The sequence below is a fragment of the Cytobacillus sp. FSL R5-0377 genome (genome assembly GCF_038004385.1).
Taxonomy (GTDB): domain Bacteria; phylum Bacillota; class Bacilli; order Bacillales; family Cytobacillaceae; genus Cytobacillus.
Genome location: NZ_JBBORA010000001.1, coordinates 3,017,308 through 3,040,149, shown reverse-complemented (window position 1 = coordinate 3,040,149; position 22,842 = coordinate 3,017,308). Strand labels below are relative to the sequence as shown.

At 43.1% G+C, this 22,842-nt stretch carries 18 protein-coding genes and 2 riboswitches; of the genes, 3 read left to right on the top strand and 15 right to left on the bottom strand.

What is annotated here, in order from left to right; all coding sequences use genetic code 11:
* Window positions 1–66: 66 nt before the first annotated feature.
* The 3 genes from uvrA to NSQ49_RS15415 form a co-directional block, all read right to left on the bottom strand.
* Complete coding sequence (gene uvrA, locus NSQ49_RS15425) at window positions 67–2,943, bottom strand: excinuclease ABC subunit UvrA (protein WP_159863705.1); 2,877 nt, start codon at window positions 2,941–2,943, stop codon at window positions 67–69.
* Between the two features lie 7 nt (window positions 2,944–2,950).
* The gene (gene uvrB, locus NSQ49_RS15420) at window positions 2,951–4,930 is read right to left on the bottom strand and encodes an excinuclease ABC subunit UvrB (protein ID WP_251284528.1); all 1,980 of its coding nucleotides are present in this window, start codon (window positions 4,928–4,930) and stop codon (window positions 2,951–2,953) included.
* Between the two features lie 392 nt (window positions 4,931–5,322).
* Window positions 5,323–5,556 (bottom strand): DUF2198 family protein, encoded by a 234-nt coding sequence (locus NSQ49_RS15415; protein ID WP_159863707.1) that lies wholly within the window; start codon window positions 5,554–5,556, stop codon window positions 5,323–5,325.
* A 150-nt stretch (window positions 5,557–5,706) separates the two neighbouring features.
* Here NSQ49_RS15415 and NSQ49_RS15410 point away from each other — a divergent pair, with 150 nt between their 5' ends.
* Complete coding sequence (locus NSQ49_RS15410) at window positions 5,707–5,982, top strand: alpha/beta-type small acid-soluble spore protein (protein ID WP_159863708.1); 276 nt, start codon at window positions 5,707–5,709, stop codon at window positions 5,980–5,982.
* A gap of 157 nt (window positions 5,983–6,139) precedes the next feature.
* On the opposite strand, the gene NSQ49_RS15405 is transcribed toward NSQ49_RS15410, so the two are convergent.
* Genes NSQ49_RS15405 through NSQ49_RS15390 form a run of 4 tightly spaced genes read right to left on the bottom strand, consistent with a single transcriptional unit; the run spans window position 6,140 to window position 9,890 of the window.
* Window positions 6,140–7,348 carry a M20 family metallopeptidase gene (locus tag NSQ49_RS15405; protein WP_251284533.1) on the bottom strand — a complete coding sequence of 403 codons (1,209 nt, stop codon included), beginning with the start codon at window positions 7,346–7,348 and terminating at the stop codon, window positions 6,140–6,142.
* 24 nt (window positions 7,349–7,372) lie between these two features.
* Window positions 7,373–8,200 (bottom strand): MetQ/NlpA family ABC transporter substrate-binding protein, encoded by an 828-nt coding sequence (locus tag NSQ49_RS15400; RefSeq protein WP_251284529.1) that lies wholly within the window; start codon window positions 8,198–8,200, stop codon window positions 7,373–7,375.
* Window positions 8,201–8,218: 18 nt separating this feature from the next.
* On the bottom strand, window positions 8,219–8,869 hold the full coding sequence (locus tag NSQ49_RS15395; RefSeq protein ID WP_159863710.1) for a methionine ABC transporter permease: 651 nt from the start codon (window positions 8,867–8,869) through the stop codon (window positions 8,219–8,221).
* Window positions 8,859–9,890, bottom strand: coding sequence for a methionine ABC transporter ATP-binding protein (locus tag NSQ49_RS15390; protein ID WP_159863711.1), 1,032 nt, complete (start codon window positions 9,888–9,890; stop codon window positions 8,859–8,861). The genes NSQ49_RS15395 and NSQ49_RS15390 overlap by 11 nt, the downstream gene beginning before the upstream one ends.
* 164 nt (window positions 9,891–10,054) lie before the next feature.
* Window positions 10,055–10,155: riboswitch (SAM riboswitch) on the bottom strand.
* A gap of 101 nt (window positions 10,156–10,256) precedes the next feature.
* A riboswitch (SAM riboswitch) is annotated at window positions 10,257–10,356 on the bottom strand.
* A gap of 237 nt (window positions 10,357–10,593) precedes the next feature.
* On the opposite strand from NSQ49_RS15390, the gene NSQ49_RS15385 reads away from it, so the two are divergent.
* Window positions 10,594–12,009 carry a PAS domain-containing sensor histidine kinase gene (locus NSQ49_RS15385; protein ID WP_251284530.1) on the top strand — a complete coding sequence of 472 codons (1,416 nt, stop codon included), beginning with the start codon at window positions 10,594–10,596 and terminating at the stop codon, window positions 12,007–12,009.
* Between the two features lie 31 nt (window positions 12,010–12,040).
* Here the strand turns inward: NSQ49_RS15385 and NSQ49_RS15380 are convergent, their stop codons facing one another.
* The 3 genes from NSQ49_RS15380 to NSQ49_RS15370 all read right to left on the bottom strand — a co-directional run bounded on the left by NSQ49_RS15380 (window position 12,041) and on the right by NSQ49_RS15370 (window position 15,544).
* Entirely contained in the window at window positions 12,041–12,796 is a 756-nt protein-coding gene (locus NSQ49_RS15380) for an NRDE family protein (protein WP_251284531.1), read from the bottom strand.
* 166 nt (window positions 12,797–12,962) lie between these two features.
* Window positions 12,963–14,318 carry an IS1182 family transposase gene (locus tag NSQ49_RS15375; protein ID WP_251285007.1) on the bottom strand — a complete coding sequence of 452 codons (1,356 nt, stop codon included), beginning with the start codon at window positions 14,316–14,318 and terminating at the stop codon, window positions 12,963–12,965.
* Between the two features lie 122 nt (window positions 14,319–14,440).
* Complete coding sequence (locus tag NSQ49_RS15370; RefSeq protein ID WP_159863714.1) at window positions 14,441–15,544, bottom strand: AI-2E family transporter; 1,104 nt, start codon at window positions 15,542–15,544, stop codon at window positions 14,441–14,443.
* 236 nt (window positions 15,545–15,780) lie between these two features.
* Here NSQ49_RS15370 and NSQ49_RS15365 point away from each other — a divergent pair, with 236 nt between their 5' ends.
* Window positions 15,781–15,945 (top strand): hypothetical protein, encoded by a 165-nt coding sequence (locus NSQ49_RS15365; protein ID WP_159863715.1) that lies wholly within the window; start codon window positions 15,781–15,783, stop codon window positions 15,943–15,945.
* A 236-nt stretch (window positions 15,946–16,181) separates the two neighbouring features.
* Here NSQ49_RS15365 and NSQ49_RS15360 read toward each other — a convergent pair whose 3' ends face one another.
* The 5 genes from NSQ49_RS15360 to ftsE form a co-directional block, all read right to left on the bottom strand.
* Window positions 16,182–17,375: a PDZ domain-containing protein gene (locus NSQ49_RS15360; RefSeq protein ID WP_251284059.1), complete on the bottom strand. Its 1,194-nt coding sequence runs from the start codon at window positions 17,373–17,375 to the stop codon at window positions 16,182–16,184.
* Window positions 17,376–17,561: 186 nt separating this feature from the next.
* Window positions 17,562–19,010, bottom strand: coding sequence for a S41 family peptidase (locus tag NSQ49_RS15355; protein ID WP_251284118.1), 1,449 nt, complete (start codon window positions 19,008–19,010; stop codon window positions 17,562–17,564).
* A 257-nt stretch (window positions 19,011–19,267) separates the two neighbouring features.
* Window positions 19,268–20,605, bottom strand: a complete 1,338-nt coding sequence (locus NSQ49_RS15350; protein ID WP_341070806.1) for a murein hydrolase activator EnvC family protein — start codon at window positions 20,603–20,605, stop codon at window positions 19,268–19,270.
* Window positions 20,606–20,760: 155 nt separating this feature from the next.
* Entirely contained in the window at window positions 20,761–21,654 is an 894-nt protein-coding gene (gene ftsX / locus NSQ49_RS15345; protein WP_159863719.1) for a permease-like cell division protein FtsX, read from the bottom strand.
* Window positions 21,644–22,330: a cell division ATP-binding protein FtsE gene (gene ftsE, locus NSQ49_RS15340; protein ID WP_159863720.1), complete on the bottom strand. Its 687-nt coding sequence runs from the start codon at window positions 22,328–22,330 to the stop codon at window positions 21,644–21,646. The genes ftsX and ftsE overlap by 11 nt, the downstream gene beginning before the upstream one ends.
* Window positions 22,331–22,842: the final 512 nt, after the last annotated feature.

Below are 22,842 nucleotides of genomic sequence, written 5' to 3'. Positions count from 1 at the left end.
GCATCCTGGCTATCTAATCTTTCCAAAATAAAGAAGCAGCACCAAAACGGTACTGCTTCTAGTTAATTAAGAGTTTGTCACGCCTTCTTTTTCTTCAATTTGCTGTTTCATTCTCAGGCGGTCTCTTTCCAAAATCGGTTTAAGATATTTGCCTGTATAGGATTCTTGTACTTCGGCAATTTTTTCCGGCGTACCTGCAGCTAAAATGGTACCGCCCTTATCCCCGCCTTCAGGACCAAGGTCAACGATATAGTCAGCAGCCTTGATGACATCCAGATTATGCTCGATAACCAGTACGGTGTCTCCATTTTCAACCAGACGCTGAAGGACCACCAGCAGCCGGGAGATATCATCCACATGAAGGCCAGTTGTCGGTTCATCAAGGATATATAGGGAACGGCCCGTTGAACGGCGGTGCAATTCGGAAGCAAGCTTCACACGCTGCGCTTCCCCGCCAGACAATGTTGTCGCAGGCTGCCCCAATGTGATGTAGCCCAGGCCGACATCATAAATCGTCTGCAGCTTGCGGCGGATCTTAGGAATATTTTCGAAAAACTCCAATGCATCCTCCACTGTCATATCGAGAATCTCCGAAATATTCTTCCCTTTATATTTAACTTCAAGTGTTTCCCTGTTATAGCGCTTGCCATGACAGACTTCACATGGCACATACACATCAGGAAGGAAGTGCATTTCAATCTTAATGATCCCGTCTCCGCGGCAGGCTTCACATCGTCCGCCTTTAACATTGAAGCTGAAGCGACCCTTTTTATAGCCGCGCACCTTTGCTTCATTGGTTGAAGCAAACACATCGCGAATATCATCAAACACTCCGGTATAGGTTGCCGGGTTGGAACGAGGCGTCCGCCCGATTGGAGACTGGTCGATATCAATGACTTTATCAAGATGATCCACACCTTTAATTTCCTTATGCTCACCCGGCTTTGTTTTGGCTCTATGAAGCTTTTGGGCAAGCCCTTTATGAAGTATTTCATTGATGAGCGTACTTTTCCCGGAACCGGATACGCCTGTCACGGAAATAAAAGTGCCGAGCGGGAACTTAACGTTCACATTTTTAAGATTGTTTTCTTTAGCCCCTTTAATTTCGATGAATCGTCCATCGTTCTTGCGGCGCTCAATTGGAAGCGGAATAAATTTTTTGCCTGAAAGATATTGCCCTGTCAAGGAGTTTGGATCGTCCATTACCTCCTGAGGCGTACCGGCTGAGACGATTTGCCCGCCATGAACTCCTGCTCCTGGCCCTACATCAATTAAATAATCTGCAGCTACCATTGTATCTTCATCATGTTCTACGACGATCAGGGTGTTGCCGATATCACGCATATTTTTCAGCGTATCAATTAAACGGTCATTATCGCGCTGATGGAGGCCAATGGAAGGCTCGTCTAGAATGTAGAGCACACCTGTCAGGCGCGAACCGATTTGTGTGGCCAGTCGAATACGCTGGGCTTCACCGCCGGATAACGTTCCCGCTGCCCTGCTTAATGTCAGGTAATCAAGCCCCACATTGATGAGAAAGCCCAGCCTTTCCTTAATCTCACGGAAAATAAGTTTGGCAATCTTCATTTCCTTTTCAGACAGTGTCAGATTTTCAAAGAAGCTGAATGCTTCCTCAATCGAATATTCAGTTACATGGCCTATGTGCTTTCCAGATATAAGCACAGCAAGTGTTTCCGGCTTCAGACGGTAGCCCTTGCAGGAAGGACATGCATGCTGAGCCATGTATTTCTCCATTTGCTCCCGTATATAATCAGAGCTTGTTTCTTTGTAGCGGCGCTCTACATTGCGAATGACACCTTCAAAACGAATATAATTCTCCCTAACCTGGCCAAAGTCGTTTTCATATCGGAAATAAATGCTGTCCTTTGATGATCCGTATAAAACTTTTTCAAGCAAGTGGTCAGGGATATCCTTAACCGGCGCATCCATATCAATCCCATAATGATTGCAGACTGCCTCAAGCAGCTGAGGATAATATTGAGAGCTTGTCGGTTCCCATGGCGCAATGGCATTTTGCTTTAATGAAAGATCTTTATTAGGTATGACTAGATCAACATCTACTTCCAGCTTTGAGCCCAAACCGTCACATTCTCCACAGGCACCAAATGGACTATTAAAGGAGAACATTCTTGGCTCAAGCTCACCGATTGAGAATCCGCATTGAGGGCAGGCATGGTTCTCGCTGAACAGCAGTTCTTCTTCCCCGATAACATCCACAAGCACCTTTCCGTTGCCAAGATTCAAAGCAGTTTCCAATGAATCTGCAAGCCTTGGTGCTACGCCTTCTTTTACGACAATCCGGTCAATCACCACTTCTATAGAATGCTTTTTATTTTTTTCCAGCTCAATCTCTTCACCGAGATCCATCATTTCTCCATCGACACGGACACGGACAAACCCCTGCTTTTTGACATCCTCGAACACTTTTACATGCGTCCCTTTTCGGCCGGATACAAGCGGAGCCAGGACCTGAAGCTTTGTCCTTTCAGGGTACTCCATAATCCGGTCAACCATTTGTTCAATCGTCTGTGAGGAGATTTCGATATTGTGAATCGGGCAGGTGGGGCGCCCAACCCTGGCAAATAATAATCTCAGGTAATCATAAATTTCTGTCACTGTTCCCACTGTGGAACGAGGATTTCGACTTGTCGTTTTTTGATCAATTGAAATAGCAGGTGACAGACCTTCAATTGCATCCACGTCAGGCTTATCCATCTGGCCGAGGAATTGCCGTGCGTAAGCAGACAACGATTCCACATAGCGGCGCTGCCCTTCTGCATAAATGGTATCAAAGGCCAGAGAGGACTTTCCTGAACCAGAAAGTCCTGTCAGGACGACAAGCTTATCTCTCGGAATGGTGACATCAATATTTTTTAGATTATGGGCTCTGGCACCCTTTACAATCAGTTTATCCATCGCCATTTTTACGTCATCCTTCCGCTTTTAGCTCTAATATTAAATCACGAAGCTCTGCAGCCCTTTCGAAATTGAGGGATTTGGCCGCTTCCTTCATTTCTTTTTCCATATCGCCGATCAGCTTCTCGCGCTCTTTCTTGTTCAGCTTGCCGAGCTTTGCTGACGGCTGGTATTCTTCCTGCTCTTCTGCCGCGTGGGTTGCACGGATTGAATCGCGTATATCCTTCTGTATAGTCATTGGCGTGATGCCATGCTTTTCATTGTAATCTTCCTGAATAGAGCGGCGGCGCTTCGTCTCACTGATGGCTTTTTCCATGCTGTCCGTTATCCGGTCTGCATACATGATGACATGGCCGTTTGCATTACGTGCTGCACGCCCTATCGTCTGGATGAGTGAACGTTCCGAACGGAGGAAGCCTTCTTTATCAGCATCGAGTATGGTAACGAGAGAAACTTCAGGTATATCAAGTCCCTCCCTCAGAAGATTAATGCCGACTAACACATCGTACTTGCCTAGACGCAGTTCGCGGATAATTTCAATCCGCTCGAGAGTCTTCACTTCTGAGTGCAGATACTGCACTTTAATGCCGATTTCTTTTAAGTAGTCTGTCAAGTCCTCAGACATTTTCTTTGTTAATGTCGTGACAAGTACACGTTCATTTTTCTGAATGCGATCCTGAATTTCACCAATAAGGTCATCAATTTGACCTTCGATTGGCCGGACATCAATTGTAGGATCAAGCAAACCGGTAGGGCGGATAATCTGCTCAACCATTTCTGGAGTATGCTCAAGCTCATAAGGACCAGGAGTTGCCGAAACAAAGACAGCCTGCTTCACATGCTTTTCAAATTCGGCAAACGTAAGTGGCCTGTTATCCATAGCTGATGGCAAACGGAAACCATGGTCCACAAGCACGGATTTTCTTGCCTGGTCACCATTGAACATCCCGCGGATTTGCGGCAGAGTTACGTGCGACTCATCTATGACAATTAAAAAGTCTTCCGGAAAATAATCCAGAAGGGTATAAGGTGTTGACCCAGGCGGTCTTAATGTAAGGTGGCGGGAATAGTTTTCAATGCCGGAACAAAAGCCCATCTCCCTCATCATCTCAAGGTCATAGCGGGTCCGCTGCTCGAGGCGCTGGGCTTCAAGCAGCTTATCGTTTTCCCTTAATTCAGCAAGGCGCACTTCCAGCTCTTTTTCAATGTTTTGGATGGCGATCCGCATTTTTTCTTCACGCGTAACGAAGTGGGATGCCGGGAAAATCGCAACATGCTCACGTTCACCCATAATCTCTCCGGTAAGGGCATCCACTTCACGGATCCGGTCTATCTCATCTCCGAAAAATTCCACACGGATACAGTGTTCATCCCTTGATGCCGGGAAAATCTCGACAACATCTCCGCGTACACGGAAGGTGCCGCGCTGGAAATCGATATCATTGCGCTCGTATTGGATGTCAACGAGCCTGTGAAGAAGCTGATTCCTCTCAATCTCCATGCCGGTTCTTAGGGACAGCACCATTTCACGGTATTCTTCAGGAGAACCCAAACCATAAATGCAGGAGACACTGGCAATAATGATGACATCTTTTCGCTCAAATAATGAAGAAGTAGCCGAGTGGCGGAGCTTATCAATTTCATCATTGATGCTTGCATCCTTTTCAATAAAGGTATCTGTAGAAGGCACATAAGCCTCAGGCTGATAGTAGTCATAATAGCTGACAAAATACTCAACCGCATTGTTCGGAAAAAAGTCCTTGAACTCACTGTATAGCTGCCCTGCGAGTGTTTTATTATGGGCAATAACAAGCGTAGGCTTATTTACTTCTTTTATAACATTCGAAATTGTGAAGGTCTTACCCGTTCCTGTTGCACCCAGAAGTGTCTGGTGCTTCTTGCCGGAATTGATTCCCTCCACAATTTTTTTGATGGCCCCAGGCTGGTCGCCCTGAGGGGAATATTTTGAAACTAATTCAAATTGATCCTTCACCTAAAAGCCTCCCGTTCAAATTACTTTTATCTATATAGTAAACACAAACCAGCATTGAAATAATTTAAGATCCGGGATGCACGCTGATTTGTCAGTTTTTTACTCAAAACTCCTATCATCATTCTACCACAAAGAGCCTAAAACAAACCAATAATATGCGAACGGATATTCGTTTTTTTATTTTACTGAGTAATTATTGCTTGGGAAATATGCCGAATTATCGAGGGGATTGTCGAAGAATGGTTAATCAAACGTTTGATTGACTGCCTTGAGTTTAATCAAACGTTTGATTGAACTCAATTAAAAGCTGATAGGACGTATGCCTAAAAAATAGCTAATAAATCATTAAATAAAAACCTGTCGATAGTTTTTTTCGACAGGTTCTGCAAAATTTATTCAGCACTTGGCTTTATTTGCTTTAATTTTTGGGCATACCAAAAACCAACCGTCAGCGAAAATGCGTCTATAACAATTAAGGCAAATGAATTGGTATAGCCTTTATATACAGAAGCAGCAATAAGCCCCACTGTCAGCACCAGCCCAATTACACGATTATAGCTGACTCTCGTAAAAAACAATACCAGCAGTCCAGGAAGCAAGAGAGCTGACAAGTATTTTAATGCCATTTTTAAACACCTTCTTTTGGTTTTTCACAAAAATTCAAGGTTTCTACCATTAGAATAGCTGTTCACAGGAGGTTGTACAAGTTTTTTCAGGGTTATTCCAAGCGTACTTTTACATAATAAGAAGAAGAACATTTTATGGAGGAATGAATCATGGCCAGAAGAAAAAGACGCCCGATAGTACCGGAATCAAGAGGCGCATTAGATCAGCTGAAAAATCAGGTAATGGCAAACCAGGGGTATCATGTTGACAAGGAAAATCCTGATGCTGTGAAATATGAAATTGCTGAGGAGGCAGGTGTACCTTTGAAGCAAGGTTACAATGGAAGGCTTACATCCAAACAGGCAGGAACAGTCGGGGGAAAGATTGGCGGCAGTATGGTGAAGGAGCTTATCCGGATGGCACAGGAACGGATGAAGGAACAGTAGTTATATGTGAACTTCGGGAAAAGAATGAGGAATTTTCGGAAACTTAATACTTAATTAAAGGAAAAAACTCAGCAAATCAGGGAAACACCCACCAGTGAGAGGAAAACACTCACAAAAATGAGGAAAAGCTATCCCGCAAAAGGATAGCTTTTATTTTCTATTCAGCCGTTTTCCGCTCCAGAAATTCCTGTTTAATGGCTTTAAGCAAATCCGGTTTCGTTATCAGCTGTAAGGCAGTGAGTGCAAGCCCTTTTGCTCCGGTTACCAGCGCTTCGTCTCCTTTTGCAGATGCTGCTGCTTCCCGGAATGGAACAGTATGGGCAACGAGATCATCAGCACCGATTTTGATATAAGGGTGAATGGTTGGCACCACCTGACTGATATTGCCGGCATCCGTAGAACCGATTCCATCTCTGTCCCCTTCTACAACCTTTTCTCCCAAGTCCTCTATCACTTCTTTAAACACCTGGTCATATGTCTTGTTTAACAGGAGGTTATCTACTTCATTTTGAAAAGCAATAACATTCAGCTTTGCTCCTGCTGCCAGGGCGGCACCTTCCGCGACAGCTTTCACCTTTCTAGTTACCTCATTTAAACTCGTTCTGGTGGAAGCACGAATAAAGAATCGGGCTTTTGCATATTCAGGGATAATATTCGGCGCATCGCCGCCGTGAGTAATTATTCCATGGATACGCACATCATCCTTTAATTGCTGTCGGAGGGCATTGATTCCGTTAAAAAGCTGAATAACCGCATCCAGTGCATTTATTCCTTCCTCCGGTGAAGCTGCTGCATGGGCAGGCTTGCCGATAAACTCAAAGTCAAGCGGATCAACTGCCAGTGATGAACTGGTCAGGCGGGTATGGTTTGAGGGATGAACCATAAGAGCCGCATCAATGCCTTCAAGCAAGCCATGTTTCACAAAGCTGCCTTTGGCACTCCCATTTGGCCCGCCTTCTTCTGCGGGGGTCCCCAATACGACTGCTTCTCCTCCCGTATCATCAATAACCTTGCTTAACGCAATGGCTGCTGCTGCACTTGTCGTGCCAATAATATTATGGCCGCACCCATGGCCCAATCCGGGAAGGGCATCATATTCTGCAAGGAAAGCAATGGACGGTCCCGGTTTAACGGATTTCTTTCGGGCCAGGAAAGCAGTTTCATGCCCGGCTACTGCCCGATCTACTTCAAACCCTTCCTTCTCAAGGATGCCCGCTAGCAAGCCAGAGGCAAAAAACTCCTCATTCCCTATTTCCGGATTCGCATGAATCTGATGGCTCGCTGAAAGATAAAGTTCTTTATTATCCTCAACATTTTTCTTGATTGCTTCTTTCAGTTCAACTAATGCTTTTACAGGTGCCGTCATCATTTTTCCTCCTTTGTATATTAATTACCAGCCAATATCACTTAATGGAATGAAAGTCGGAATCATGCTTCCGTCATATTCTTTTGTGATGAAATCAGCTACATCATCTTCCTGGTAAAGTTCAGCAATTCTCTTAAGCGTTTTGTTATCTTTGTCTTCTGTTCTGACAGCAATGATATTTACGTACGGCGTAGCGGTTTCGCTTTCAATAAAAACAGAATCCTTAGTTGGGTTCATGCCTGCGTCTACGGCAATTCCGTTATTAACGACTGAAGCAGAGACATCTGGAAGAGCACGAGGTGTCTGCGCTGAGACCATTTCTACAAATTCAAGGTTCTTTGGATTTTCAACGATTTTATTCAGATCAAGATTTCCATCATAGTCCTCGGATAGTTTGATCAGGCCGGCTTCCTCCAGTAACAGAAGCGCTCTTCCCCCATTTGAAGCATCATTTGGAATGGCAATTTTGCCGCCTTCCGGAATGTCTTCGACTGATTTTACTTTTTCCGAATAAAGGCCCATTGGTGCTAAAACAGTTGTCGCGATCGGTGAAAGATCCATATTATGCTCTTTAATAAAAGTGTCAAAATAAGCGACTGTCTGGAATGCATTTACATCTAGATCACCTTCGGCAAGGGCAACGTTTGGCTGTACATAATCAGAGAATGTCACAACCTCAATTTCAATGCCTTCTTTTTCAGCCTTCTCAGCAATAAAATCCCAAATGCGTGTATCTGATCCGCTGACACCCAATTTAACTTTCTTTGTTTCTTCTCCGCCTGTAGTACTTGAGCATGCGGCAGTAAAGACAGCCAATGCTAAAATAATGAATGATATAAATAGTTTGTTCATGATGTATTTCCCCCTATGTTATCTTCTTCTGATTTTTTTGGATAAGAGATTTCCGAATGACTGAAGGCCCTGAACCATGACCACTAAGATTGCAACAGTAATCAGCATGACGGTTGTATCGAATCGCTGATAGCCGTATGTAATGGCAAGGTCACCAAGGCCGCCTCCTCCAACTGCCCCAGCCATGGCAGATGCTCCTACCAGACCAATTGTCGCAATGGTAAAGCCCAATACCAGCGAACTAAGTGCTTCAGGAATCAGGAATTTTAAAATGATCTGTCCTGGTGTCGCTCCCATTGCTTCTGCCGCTTCAATGACGCCTGGATCCACCTCGAGCAATGAATTTTCTATTAATCTCGCAATGTAGGGTCCTGCATAAAAGACAAGAGGCACTACGGCTGCGGCGGTTCCAATCGATGTTCCGACAATCATCCGGGTAATTGGGATAATGGCTACCATTAAAATGATGAAAGGAACTGATCTAAAAATATTAATAATGCTGTTTATGATGTTAAAAACAACGGTGTTTTCCAGCAGATGCCCTTTCCTGGTCACAACAAGCAATATGCCAAGCGGGAGTCCGATAAGAGCTGAAAACAGCAGTGAAAATGCCACCATTTGGACCGTTTCGATTAAGGCTTCAATGATTTTTTCCTGGTTAACTAGCACGTGCAGTCACTTCCTTTATTGAAACTTTTTCCTGGCTGATGTACTGAATCGCCCTTCTGATTTCACTGTCCTGCCCCTGGAATTCGACAATGAGATTGCCAAACGGGGTTCCCTGCAGTTCTGTAATATTTCCAAACAGAACGTTGAAGTCAATATTAAACTTTTTAGCAACCTGTGAAAGCAGCGGCTGGCCGGCAGAATTCCCGACAAAATTGATTCTGAATACCTTTTGAAGCCCCTGCTGCTTTTCAATCACTTGCTTAATGGATTCAGGTATTTGATCATTCATAACCGTGCTGACAAAGTTTTTCGCTGTTGGGGTTTGGGGTGAAGAAAAGACATTGAAGACAGTTCCTTCTTCAATAATCTTCCCTGCCTCGATGACAGCGACACGATCACAGATCTCCCTGATAACAGACATTTCATGAGTAATGATCAGAATCGTAATGTTGTATTCTTTATTTATTTTCTTCAGCAGCTGCAGGATCGAGCTGGTTGTCTGCGGATCCAGAGCAGAAGTTGCTTCATCACATAATAGAATGGAAGGCTGTGTTGCGAGCGCCCGGGCGATTCCGATCCGCTGCTTTTGTCCGCCTGACAGCTGATCAGGATAGCTGTTCGCCTTGTCGGCAAGCCCCACGAATTCTAATAGTTCATGGACACGCTTTTTTATTTCACCCTTCGAGACCTTAGCCAGTGTGAGCGGCATCGCCACATTGGCAAACACTGTTTTCGAGTTTAAGAGATTGAAATGCTGAAAGACCATACCTATGTTTCTTTTCACTTCGCGAATTTCTCTAACAGATAAAGCCGTCAAGTCATGGCCGCTGACAATGACCTTTCCTGAAGTCGGCTTCTCCAGCCAATTGACACAGCGGATCAAAGAGCTCTTTCCCGCACCGCTGAAGCCGATCACCCCGAAAATCTCCCCCTTATTAATCTTTAAATCTATTCCATCCAGAGCAGCTACCTGCTGACCTCCGCTTTTATAGACCTTCTTTAAATTCTGAAACTCTATCATGCAGCCTCTCTCCTTTGTGGTGGTTGGTGACAGGCACCTATACCAATTTGATGAACTGGTATAGGTACCTGTCACCTTTCATTGTCTAACTATTCCAATCCGAAAACTAAGAATTATATCCTGAAATTTACCCCTTCCATCAGAAGAGGTTTTTTAAAGTCCTCTCCTTATCTTCCAGGCTTTTGCCTGCTGGATTTGGCACAGTGCAGTCTGCCTGCTGCCGAAGCTTCATTGGGCCAGGTCCCTCTGCTTCTCTTGATAAGAATTATTCATATGTTTATGAATAGAATCTTGATGCAATATTTCCGCGTAAAACAAAAACCCTCTTCTAAAGAAAGAAGAGGGCAGCATTTATCAATGGTCCTCTTCTTATCTTTCAAGCAATGCTTGCTGGATTTGGCACGGTACAATTTTGTCCGCTGCCGAGGTGTCATAGGGCCAGTCCCTCAACCTCTCTTGATAAGAAGATTTTTAATATGCGGTTGTTAATATGCTTAATACTTTACCATCTTAAAGTAAAGAAAGTCAATATAAAGTTTAAATATATTTTATTTGATTACCGCCTCCTGGTCTGAATCCGCTCTGTCATTAACCCGTATGCTATGTACTCTTCTAAAAAATGATAGTTAAATCCTATGTGTCTATACCTCTATCTCATGTATAATAATGGAAAAGTGTCATTTCTCAATAAAGGAGGGACAAAATGATTATGACCGAGAATCCGGCAGATTTATTCGCCGACAAAGTCGAAGCGAGGAATCTGCAGCTGGCCATTCAGCATTCCAGCGATGTGATTGCAAGAGTGACAAAAGAAGGCGTTGCTTTATATGTCTCCCCTTCCTGCCTATCAATGCTGGGGTATACGCAGCAGGACTTTTATCGAAGCAGCCTTTATACATACTGCCATCCCAATGACCGGGATCTTCTTAGAGATGCATTGGCAGATCTTGAACAACTCCCGCATAAACGGGAGACTTTTCGTTTCAGACATAAGGAAGGCCATTACCTATGGCTGGAAGCCAATTTTACAGTCATTAATGAGGATAAAGAAATGATGTGCATCATCCGGGATATGACACAGAGAATTATCATGGAAGAGGAAATTCTTGAAACACAGGAGAAGTACCGCTTTCTGGTGGAGTACTCCAAGGATACGATCGGAATGGTGACACAAAAGGGGATTTGGACCTATATCAATAATGAAGGAAAGAAGCTCTTTGGGTTCACGAGCATCAAAGAGATAATCGGCACCTCCCTCCACGACTACATCCCTCCTTCAGAACATTCCACCCTCGATGATTTTCTGCAAACAAAGCTGAGCGTGAATTTTGAGCTTAATCTGATCCGGACCGATGGACAAGTAAGAAAAGCTGAAGTCCAGCTGATTCCAACCACCTTCAAGAACAGAAAGGTATACCAAATCATTATCAAAGATGTAACCGGACAAAAGAAGACTGAAGAAAAGCTGCAGAACGCTGAAAAACTTTCCGTTGTCGGTCAGCTTGCTGCAGGCATTGCCCATGAAATCCGCAACCCGCTTACAGCCATTAAAGGCTTTACGCAGCTATTATACGAAGAACATAAGGGTAATTTCGCAGAGGTCATTCTAAATGAGCTGGAACGGATTGAAGGCATCGTCAATGACCTGCTCGTTCTCGCCAAACCTCAAATAACCGAAATGGAAGAAACCTGCCTGACAAACGTTGTAAAAAGTGTGATTACCCTTTTAAACAGCCAGGCGGTTATGGAAAATATCCTGATCGAATTAACTCAATCACCCGGCGAGTTCTTTGTGAAATGTGAAAAAGATAAAATTAAGCAGGTCCTGATTAACATCATCAAGAACTCAATTGAAGCCATGCCAATGGGCGGCAAAATAAACGTCGATATCCGTCAGGAAGACCAATCTGTCATCATCAGTGTCGAGGATGAAGGAATCGGCATACCGGAAGAACGCCTCGCCAAACTGGGTGAGCCTTTTTACAGTACAAAAGAAAAAGGCACCGGCCTTGGCATCATGATCTGCAAAAAAATCATTAAAAACCACGGCGGAAACCTTTACATCCACAGCAGGGAAAAGGAAGGAACAACGGTCCGCATTACTTTACCGATTGCCTAAATAAAAGAAGCCAGCCGCCTAAACTGGCTTCTTATTCTTGGAGAATAAATTCCTGTTCCGCTCTTTCACCCCCAATATGTACCCTCTCCTTGTAAAAAATCTCATCCTCTGACACCAGCAAAACGGTTGAACTCCTTGTTCCGTAGCCATCGCTTTTGATAAATAAAGGAGACAGAATCCGTTCCCATTCAAGTGAAACTCCTGTTTTGGGAAGCAAATCATCGGGTACAGGGTCTGTATTCCGGAGAAGTGTGAACAGGTCTTCTGTTAAGTCCCCGGCTGGATTATCTATAATCTCTGATAAACCCTCCTTCCCCTTTTTCACCTTCGGCCATTCGGTGTTCAGCACATGATTACTGACTCCGTATATTCCCGGCTGAAGCTGCTCTATTCTATCTTCCACATTCGAATAATAATAAAGCTCCTCCATATTTCCTGCCAGCAGATTGTAGCCGGGATAGCTGCTCCGCCGTTCAGATGCCCTGTGCATAAAGTCAGCAGGCGAATCACTGCCCTTCAAAAAATCAGCCACCAGATCTCCTCTTGACCTCTTGTCTTCTGTCACTTCATTCGGATCGCGGTAATTTGTCAGCGCTGCAAAACGACCATTCTTTGTGACCCCCATCCATGTTCCCAATTTCCTTAAATCCCGGCCGGCAAGAATGTGGGGATGATCCTCCCAATAATGCGCCGGGGCAGTTGGACGCTCATAAAATTCGTCCCGATTGGCGGCCAATATCAGCTTGTATTTTGGATGTACTTTGTATCCAAAGAGGATTAAACACATGCAGATCACTGCTTTCATTTTTATTTTTATTTTATACTTAAGGAAAAATAATACCAATATGAAAAAGCTCCTTCATGCAAAGGAGCTTTCAGACCGTAGACAAACCCCAGTTTCATTTTGTGAAACTGGGGTTTTATCATATTTTTCAGTTGGCATACCTCAATAATTAAGCTGGACATGGTCCTCGCCATGTCCAATTTGCCAGTTTCTTAAGGTTCATAGCAGCGAAAGTAAGCATCGCCTGCATTGAAACTTTTTTAAGCCCTCTTAGGGTCGTCCAACGCATGCCATGCTTTTCTTTTGCATCCGCAAAGACACGTTCGATCGTTTCTTTGCGCTTTGCATATAACGTTTTATTCAGTTCGGTATGTCTCAGATGTTCCACTTCATCTATGTAACCCTGCCATAAATGCCGATGAATCATTTTAGTGTGATTTTGGCTTTGAGTACAACGTTCTAAAAGAGGGCATTCTTTACACTTTTGTGGATTTGAAGTGTACTGTTTGTAGCCATCTCTAGTCGTTGTGCGGTAAGGAAGGATTTGTCCTTCAGGACAAATATAGCAATCAAAATGTTCATCATATACGTAGTCGTACTTTTTAAGATATCCGTCTTTTGTTCTCGGACGAGTGTAGGGCATAACGGGTCTAATCTCTTGATCCATAAGGAATTTTGCTATGTGGGGTGTCTTATATCCAGCATCAACTGCGATAGATTCAGGCTTTCCAACTTTATCCCTGACTTGAGTGACGAGTTGGTCTAACATGCGACTATCATGAACATTTCCACCAGTGACAAGAGAACCTAAGATAAACCCACGAGAATCACATGCTGTATGAAATGAATAAGCAAATAATTTCTCCCGTTCATCTTTTACATAATAGCCACTTTCAGGATCTGTTGTACTGACCTTTATTTCTTTTGACTCTTCTTTATTCTGTGGGGGGAAGGGCTTTTTTCCGTGTTCCTCACGGTCGATATTAATTTCTTCATCTAGCTGAGCTTGGTAACTTCTTGTTTCAACACGAGCTATTTTCTTCTCAAACTTCTTTTTATTCGCATTCGCTTTTACATGGGTAGAATCAATAAAAGCAACTGATGGGTCGACCAATCCCTTTGTCATGGCTTCTTTTAAGATACGATAGAAGATTTGTTCAAAAAGGTCCGTATTGTGAAAGCGTCGTGCGTAGTTTTTACCGAAGGTTGAAAAATGAGGAACTTTCTCTGTGAACCCATACCCAATAAACCAACGATAGGCTACGTTGGTCTCAATCTCTTTAATTGTTTGACGCATCGAGCGTATGCCAAATAGATATTGAATGAACACCATTTTAACAAGGACAACAGGGTCAATACTAGGTCTCCCATTGTCTAAGCTATACTTATCTTTTACTAGGTCATAAATGAATTCAAAATTAATAGCTTGTTCGATCTTTCTAACCAGGTGATCTTCAGGCACTAATTGGTCAAGAGCGACCATTTCTATTTGATTTCTTCCATCTTCTACGTGTTTTGATAACATTTGAATCCCCCACAAAAAATCTTTTCAATCTAATTATACAAAAAAAGCTTGTAGACGTGGTCTGCAAAGCAGACTTTGTCTACAAGCTGAAAGCTCCTTCATGCAAAGGAGCTTTTCCATCTTTACGTAACCCTCTCCTCGAGCCGTGCTGCTTTCCTCGCCCTTAGGAACCTTATTGTATTTAAAACAATTGTTTTGGTCACAGCATAGGTAGGGATCGCAAGAATCATGCCGAGTATTCCGGCAAGATTGCCTGCAACCAGCAACAGGATGATAATCGTGGCCGGATGTGTGTTTAATGTTTTTCCGAGAATCAGCGGAGAAAGCACATTCCCTTCAATCTGCTGGGCGATCACGATGACTACGACAACCAGGAAGGCTTTTGTCGGCGAGTCAAAAAGTGCAACGATTACGGCAGGTGCACCGCCAAGAAACGGTCCGACATAAGGTATGATATTAGTTATAGCCACAATCAAAGCCATAACCAGGGCGTACGGCAGATCGATGATTAAATAGCCGATAAATGAAAGAGTACCCACAAATAATGCGACTGTGATCTGTCCCTGAATATAGGAAGAAAGGGTCTCACCTGTTTCCTTAAGCGTTTTAACCCCTTCTTCTCTGTAAGAAGCAGGAAGAAACTTCGAAACAGCTGCAGGAAATTTATCACCATCTTTAAACATATAGAATAACAGGAATGGCACCGTTACAATCGTAATGGCAATATTCGTGACCAGGCTCACAATGCCGGCTACTCCCTGAGTCAAACGGCTTGGGAGCGTATTGGCGTAATCCATAATGCGTGCTTCAATTTCTTGTATCGATACGTAATCCTGTGCCAAAAACCATTTGAACTCTTCCGTGTTAGACATTGTATTAACAAAATCTCTTGTCGTTTTCGCATATTCCGGCAGATCATTGAATAATTCTGTAACCTGTCTGCTGATAAGCGGAGCAATATTGCCAATGACGAGCATGACTAAACCGATCACCGCTGCATAGATGATTAAAATTGCTGCCGTTCTTGGAACTTTATAGCGCTGCAGCAATCTAACCAGCGGGTTCAATAAGAAATATAGAAATCCCGATATAATGATTGGAAAGAATAGAGTAGATACAAAGATGCCGACAGGTTCAAACAGAAATGAAATTTTTGTTGATACATAGATAATGGTTAAGATAATCAGCAATTGCAAAGTCCAGTAGTGCAATTTTTTCTTTGCCACAATGTCACCTTTTTCTTTAAATGGATTAACTAAAGAATATCATATTCGCCTGTATACTCCTACGAAGATGCTACCTCTATTACGATTAGGAATTGAAAAGGTTTCGGATAGTTTCATAAACACACAATAGATACATTCACACAAATATATCCCATTTTTTGTTTAAACATACCCCCGAAAGGGTACAAAGAACTATAATCCGCAAACTCTACTTATAAGCCAGGAGTGAACAACTTATGAGTACGATAGATATTTTCAAGAAAGAACTGACTTTATTGATAGCTGAAATGGATCGCTGTAAGAATGCAAAAATAAAAAAACAAATTCTTAATGATATTCGCCACATACAGAGTGCCGTCCAGAACTTGCTAAACGAGCCAGAACAAAAAACTGCCACTTAGGCTTAATCTCTTATGACTAGCTTGATCACCCGCCTTTTACAAAGATACAACTCTTTCTATTAATGCTTTATAAAAATAAAAAGGCATCCCTTAACTAAAGTGGATACCTTGATAACTTATTTCAACTTTGACATAGTAATGATTACATCAGAGCAAAAGTGCAGTGCCAAGCCATTCAACTGCACATTGCTTTATTTAAATGCCGTCCCGAATCCAAAATTCACAGCATAAATTTTCTATACCGCTTCACTATCCCACTTCTTCTCATTCTGCACAAACAAAAGCCCCAGTTCGTGATGGTCCCCTTCGTAAAGAGCACGCTGAACGAAACGAACCTGTCCGTTCACATCAAATACCTCTAGCTTGCAGTGAGCCCCATTCTTTTGCAGAGCTTCATAGAAGCCTTTCTCATCATGGATTTTTACACCATTGACTTTTGTAACAATTTCTCCCACTGAGAGAGACATTTTATCAGCCGGGGAATCGGGAACTACTCCAAGTACCATGATTCCCTGATTGCGCTTGGAAAAGAAAAACGGTGCCTGATCCTCTGCCATTCTCTGGCGGAGGGAAATGAATTCACGCCCGATAATAGCAAGGGCCGCTACACCTACTGCTGCAAGCGGATACCAGAAGCCTGCAGATGAAATCAGCAAAAGCAGTATGCCAAACACAGTGACTCTTTGTCCATGCAGCGCTGTTGCTTCTTTAGGAAGTGTTCCCTGGATTCGCTGATGAAACCCGATCGAAAAAGGAACAAGAATGAGCGAATACGTTTCGCCGCCCATCGGGATCAGTGGCCACCACTCAAACGGAAGCTGCAGAGCTTCTCCCGGAATCAATAGAAACACAGGCACCATCCAAATCCTTTTGGATTCGTGAATGCCTATTGTTTGTCCCCGTTTACTCCTTACAAGGCGGGGAGATGTGCTTTTTCGGCCATTTCTTTTAATCAGGAATCCTTCCGTAATTACAAGAAGTGCAAGAAGAACAGTGATGGATGGGAAGATGGAAGAGCCAAGATCTAATGACGACTGGGCGAATGACGGCAATGGCCATTGCTGTTCAAGAGCGAACATTGTTGCGAAAAAAGCAAAGCCCAGCGTATAAACAGGAGCCATCCATCTTACTTTCGCTGTAAAGCTCCACAGGAATGTAAGAGCTGCGGTAAACACAATCGTCTCCAATGGCAGAACAAGACCTGCACCCACCATTACCACGCTCACTGCAAGACCAGCCAGAATTCCAAGCGGAAGAAGCTGCCTCAGCTCAAAATAGGCATTTTCAACGCGGACAGAAAAGTCGTTGCGCTCACGCTTTATCCGGGAAACCCCCAGAAAGGCAGCCACAAAAAACAGGTAATAAAATACCGGATTCAGCAGCAGCTTTCCCATTCCTTTAAAAAACTCAAAAATCCACTCCTCTATCAAACTTGCCACCAGCCTCTATTAATAAATTCTCATGAATTATGTAAACAACAGTAAACTCTATTACTCTATATTCTACCAAAAGCATCTTACAAAACCTATTACAATCTCATTTTAAATAAAAAATAGCAGAAGGAAAATTCCTCCTGCTTTAATTCGACAATATTCGGGTGGTGCCTGTCACCAATTTTATTTTGCGATATATTTCAGAGCTGTTTGCAGCTGAAGGTCATTCTGGTCTTTTTTTATTTCCTCGATCGCGGCCGCTTCAAGTGCTGCTGCGGTTTTTTTGTCTATCCGGCCGGTTGCTTCCATTTCTCTTTGCCGTTGAAAGGCTTTGACTGCTGCTGCAGTGGAATCATTGAAATAGCCATCTGTCCTGCCCGGTGCATATCCAAGGCCAGCCAGGATTTCCTGTGCATTCTTCACCATTTCATTATTCATATCGATTTCCAAAGGCTTTTCCACCTGCAAAGGATGAGTTTGATAGATGTCCGGCTGTTTCACCTCCAGGGTAGGCTTGATTCCTTTATTATGAATCCAATTTCCGTCCGGCGTCAGCCATTTAAATAAAGTGAGCTTTATATTGCTGCCGTCACCCATCGGAACAGGCTGCTGAACAGTCCCTTTTCCAAATGAGTTTTCACCGATAATCGTATAACCCTGAGCTTCCTTTAATGCACCGGCAAGAATCTCAGATGCCGATGCACTCCCTTTATCAACTAGCACAGCAATCGGATAGGCTTTTGGCTTTTCAAGTGTGGAGAAATACCTCATCTTCTCCCCGTTCCGTTTTTGAATTTGCAAATAAGGTTTTTCAGCCGTAACCAGTTCCTTCAGGATTTCCTGAACAGAAGTCAATAGGCCACCGGGATTTCCGCGCACATCGATGACAAGCCCTTCGATCCCTTCCTGCTCCATCTCACTCAGCTGTTTTGCAAATTCTTTGGATGTATCTTCGGAAAATGAGGTAATTTCCAGATACCCGACCTTTTTTCCTCTTTCCTTCTTAATTTCTGAGTAAACGGTAATTTGAGGAATTTCATCCCTTTTCACATCCACCTTTATAGGCTCTTTTAATCCCTGTCGCGCAATTTCCAGCTCTACCTTTGTGCCTTTTTTTCCACGGATCTTCATGGTCGCTTTATATAAATCAAGACCCTTCACATTTTCTCCGTCTACTTTTAAGATTTCATCTTTTGGCTTCAACCCTGCTTTTTCAGCCGGTGAGTCTTTAAAAGGAGCCACAATAATGATTTTTCCGTCCACCATACTGACTTCCGCCCCGATTCCTTCAAAAGAAGATTCCAATGTATCACTAAATTGCTTTGCGGTTTCTTCATCCATATAAACCGAGTATGGGTCTTCCAGGGTTGCAAGCATGCCCTGGATGGCTCCCTCCACAAGCTGCTTTTCCTCTACTTTTTCCACATAGCTATTTAAAATCAGCTGATAGGCCGTTTCCATCTTTTCAATCTTCTCTTGTTCAATTTGTTTTCCATCCTTGGAATCTATTAATTGGTTTGGGGCTTCCGCCTGCGGAGTCTCCTTTGCCAGCCACTGCATGCCTGCATATGTGCCACCCGCCCCTGTCAGCAATGATCCCGTCATCAGCACGGCGATCCATTTTCTGCTCATCGTCATCTCCCTTTCCGGTTGCTCCATTTCCCGTATATTTTCAGCGCCTGCGGCCATCCCCGATTTTCATAAATAAAAACAACCCGCAAAGGGAGCGGGATGTCTTCGCTTATTTCATCCTATGTCTGGCATGGACGAGTTATGATTTCTTTTGCTGCAGACTATTTTAAAAACAAACGTCACATAGGATTAAAGACCCTCTTTGCGGGTAAAAGAAAAGTGGAAGAAGCTATGCTCCTTCCACTTAACACTATTTTTTATAGAGGCACGATGCCAACTGGATTAATTGCATTTGTTTTGCCTGCATTCCAAGAACCTCTGTGAAGTTCGAAGTGAAGATGCTGGCCGTAAGATTGTCCCGTATTCCCCATGATGCCGATTTGCTGGCCTTTAGAAACAGTCTGGCCAGAGCCGACAGAACGGCTACTCATATGAGCATAAACGGTAGTATAAGTTTGCCCGCCTATAGAGTGAGCAATGAAAATTGCATTTCCATAGCTGCTGGAGTAATAAGAACGGATAACAACCCCATCTGCTGCAGCCACAATCGGAACTGTGCCGCCTGAAGCAATGTCTACTCCAAAGTGATTGCCTAATGAACGGCCGCCAAAGCCTGAGGAAAGTCTTCCTGAAGCCGGTTTTGTCCAGGCACCGCTTGATACGGAAGGTGGTGTAACCTGAGGGCTGCCTGATGAGCCGCTGTCAGACGATGAGCCACTTCCTGCTGATGGTGAGCTGCTCTTCTTAGCCGCCGCATCTGCTGCCGCCTTTTGTTTTGCAAGTTCAGCTTGTCTTGCTGCTTCAGCTTGTCTTTCCTGCTCCAGCTTGATCGCTTTTTGAATAGCCGCTTCCTGTGCTGCAAGGATTTCATTTTCTTCTGCCAATTCAAGCTTATGAGCATGCATTTCCTCTTCTTTATGCTTCAGAGATGCAAGTAGTTTATCTTTCTCTGCTTTTTGAGCATTTAAGCTCTTTTTCATGTTTTCTAGCTCAGCACGCATTTTTTCTAATGATGCAAGCTCTTCTTTTACCTGAGCCCGTTTTTTCTCAAGCTCGTCTTTATCAGCCTGATGCGCTTTTAGAATATCCTGGTCAGCTTCTACGATTGTTGCAACTGCTCCAACGCGTTCAACAAAGTCTCCAAAACTTTGCGCACCCATTAAAACATCAATATAGCTCACCATTCCGCCAGTTTCCTGGTAGTTGCGTGCACGGTCTTTTAATAGTTCGTTACGCTTTTTGATGCGCTCTACTAATACTTTAATTTCTGCTTCAAGCTTTTCTATTTCTTTTTTAGAATCTGCAATTTCCTGATTCTTTTCTTCAATTTTTGCTAATGCATCACTGATCGCTTTATCCAGACGTTCAATCTCACTTTGTACTGACTGCTGCTCGCCCTGGTTTTCGCTGATCTTTTTGTCTGTATCGTTTAACTTTGATTCTACTCCGGAACGCTGCTGGTTAATTTTTTCCTTTTGGCTGTTTAGATCGTTTAGTTTATTTGCTGCAGATGCCTTCTCAATAGGCATTCCAACTGTTATGCTGCCAAAACCCAGAACGGCAGCTAATGATAATGTGATGATGGATTTCTTCAATTTCCGATTTCTCCTTTCAATGAACACCATATGTACAGGTCAATCGTTTTATTTTTTTACTATGTCTGAAACATTTAACACGTCTGAACCGTCTATTATTATGAGGCTTGAAGGCGCCTGGACAGGTTCCCCCCGCAGGGCCTTCTAAGCTGGTTTTAAACTTTCAGGAACTTTCTGACTGACATCAAGCTTCCCCATACACCAATGAGTGCCCCCATCAGGATAAGCAGTCCGGAAATCTGATAAACAAATGGACTAAATTCCAGCAGCTTGATAAAATGTCCCTCTAGCTTAGGAGCCAAATAATCAAAGGCATAATAGTAAGCCGTTGAAACAAGTACAATCGGAATAATCGATCCAAGCAATCCAAGCCATAAACCTTCCAGGAAGAATGGCCATCTAATGAAGGAATTGGTTGCTCCTACCAATCTCATAATCTCGATTTCTTTTCTTCGCGACATAATCGTAATTTTAATTGTATTGGAAATCAGGAACATGGCAGTAAATAATAGGCCGATAATTAAAACAAGGCCAACATTTCGGCCGGCATTGATAAAGTTAAATAGCTTTTCAACCTGTCCCTGCCCATATTTTACTTTTGCGGCATATTCCATTTTTTCTATCTGCTTCGCAGCTTTCATTGTGTCTTCCGGGTTTTTCGTCTTTACGATAAATACATCGTTCAGCGGATTATCCTGTTCAAACAGTTTGAAGGCTTCTCCTTCTTCACCAAGGCTGTCTATTAAACTATCAAGCTCTTTTTCCTTAGTTGAATATTCAACTGTTTTTACTTCGGTTAATCCTTCGATTTTCTGCCGTAAAACTTCCTGATCCTGCTCATTTGCAGCAACATCGATGTGAACGCGGATTTCTACGTCCTCTTCAATGGTTGTAGCCACCTTGTTGAGATTCATCATAATGACGAAAAATACACCAACTAAAATGAGGGTTACTGTGACTGCACTTGCCGAAGCAAACGTCATCCAGCCGTTTCGCCCGAGGCTTTTAAAACTTTCGCGGAAGTGCCGGCCCAATGTTCTAGCTTTCATAGCCGTAATCACCTCTTTGCTCGTCACGCACAATTCTTCCGCCTTCAATGGCTATAACGCGGTGTTTAATCGTGTTGACAATTTCTTTATTATGAGTTGCCATGACCACAGTTGTTCCTCGCGTGTTGATTTCATCGAAGATATTCATGATCTCCCATGAAGTATCCGGGTCAAGGTTTCCTGTAGGCTCGTCCGCAATTACGACTTTTGGAGAGTTAACGATTGATCTGGCGATGGAAACACGCTGCTGCTCTCCGCCTGACAGTTCAGTAGGAAGCATCCTTGCCTTATGTTTTAAACCTACTAGATCCAATGTCTCCATGACTTGTTTTTTTATATTCTTCGGATGCTCTTCGATCACCTCAAGAGCAAAAGCAACATTCTCATAAACAGTCAGTGTCTGGAGGAGCTTGAAGTCCTGGAAAACGACACCGATCTTACGGCGCATAATCGGCACTTTTGAATTCTTTAATGTAGCCAAATTCACTCCGTCAATGGTTATCGTTCCGCTCGAAGGCTTTTCTTCCCGGTACATCATTTTAATAAAAGTGGATTTACCGGCTCCACTCGGTCCCACTACATAAACAAACTCACCTTGCTTAATATGGATATCAATCCCGCTGGCAGCTGTAACACCATTGGGGTACCTCTTATATACGTCTTTCATTTCGATCATATATATCACCTAGCAATCTAGTGTGTATTAAGAATTTAATAGACCGACGGCTTTTTTCGCTAAAAAACGACATCCTTTCGACATAGAGGATGACAAAATACTTGTAAATACTACCTAATTAGCCATCTAAAATTCTCACACAACCCATTATAACATCATAAGTTGTCAAATTAACGGAAAAAAATATTACAGTTTCTTTTCAATCCTGATACTTTTGTTACTTTCTTCCTTATTTTCTTTAATATCCTAGTGGTTTACTTTCTGAATCGACTGATTTTTCCTTCTTTTTTCATATTGAAATTGACTCGATATTTGTCATAAATTGTGTAAAGTTGAAAATAGGCAACACTGAGGGTGAGAGTTTAACTATTTCAGGATTTAATGCTTTTAACACCTTTTTTGGCTGCTGCGGGGAGTCTTTCTTGGATTATGATGTTGCTAGTTTTTCCGTGGATATCTTTGGTTTTGACGCGGCTTGTTTTCACTTTTGCCTGATATGCGGTGTCCATTAA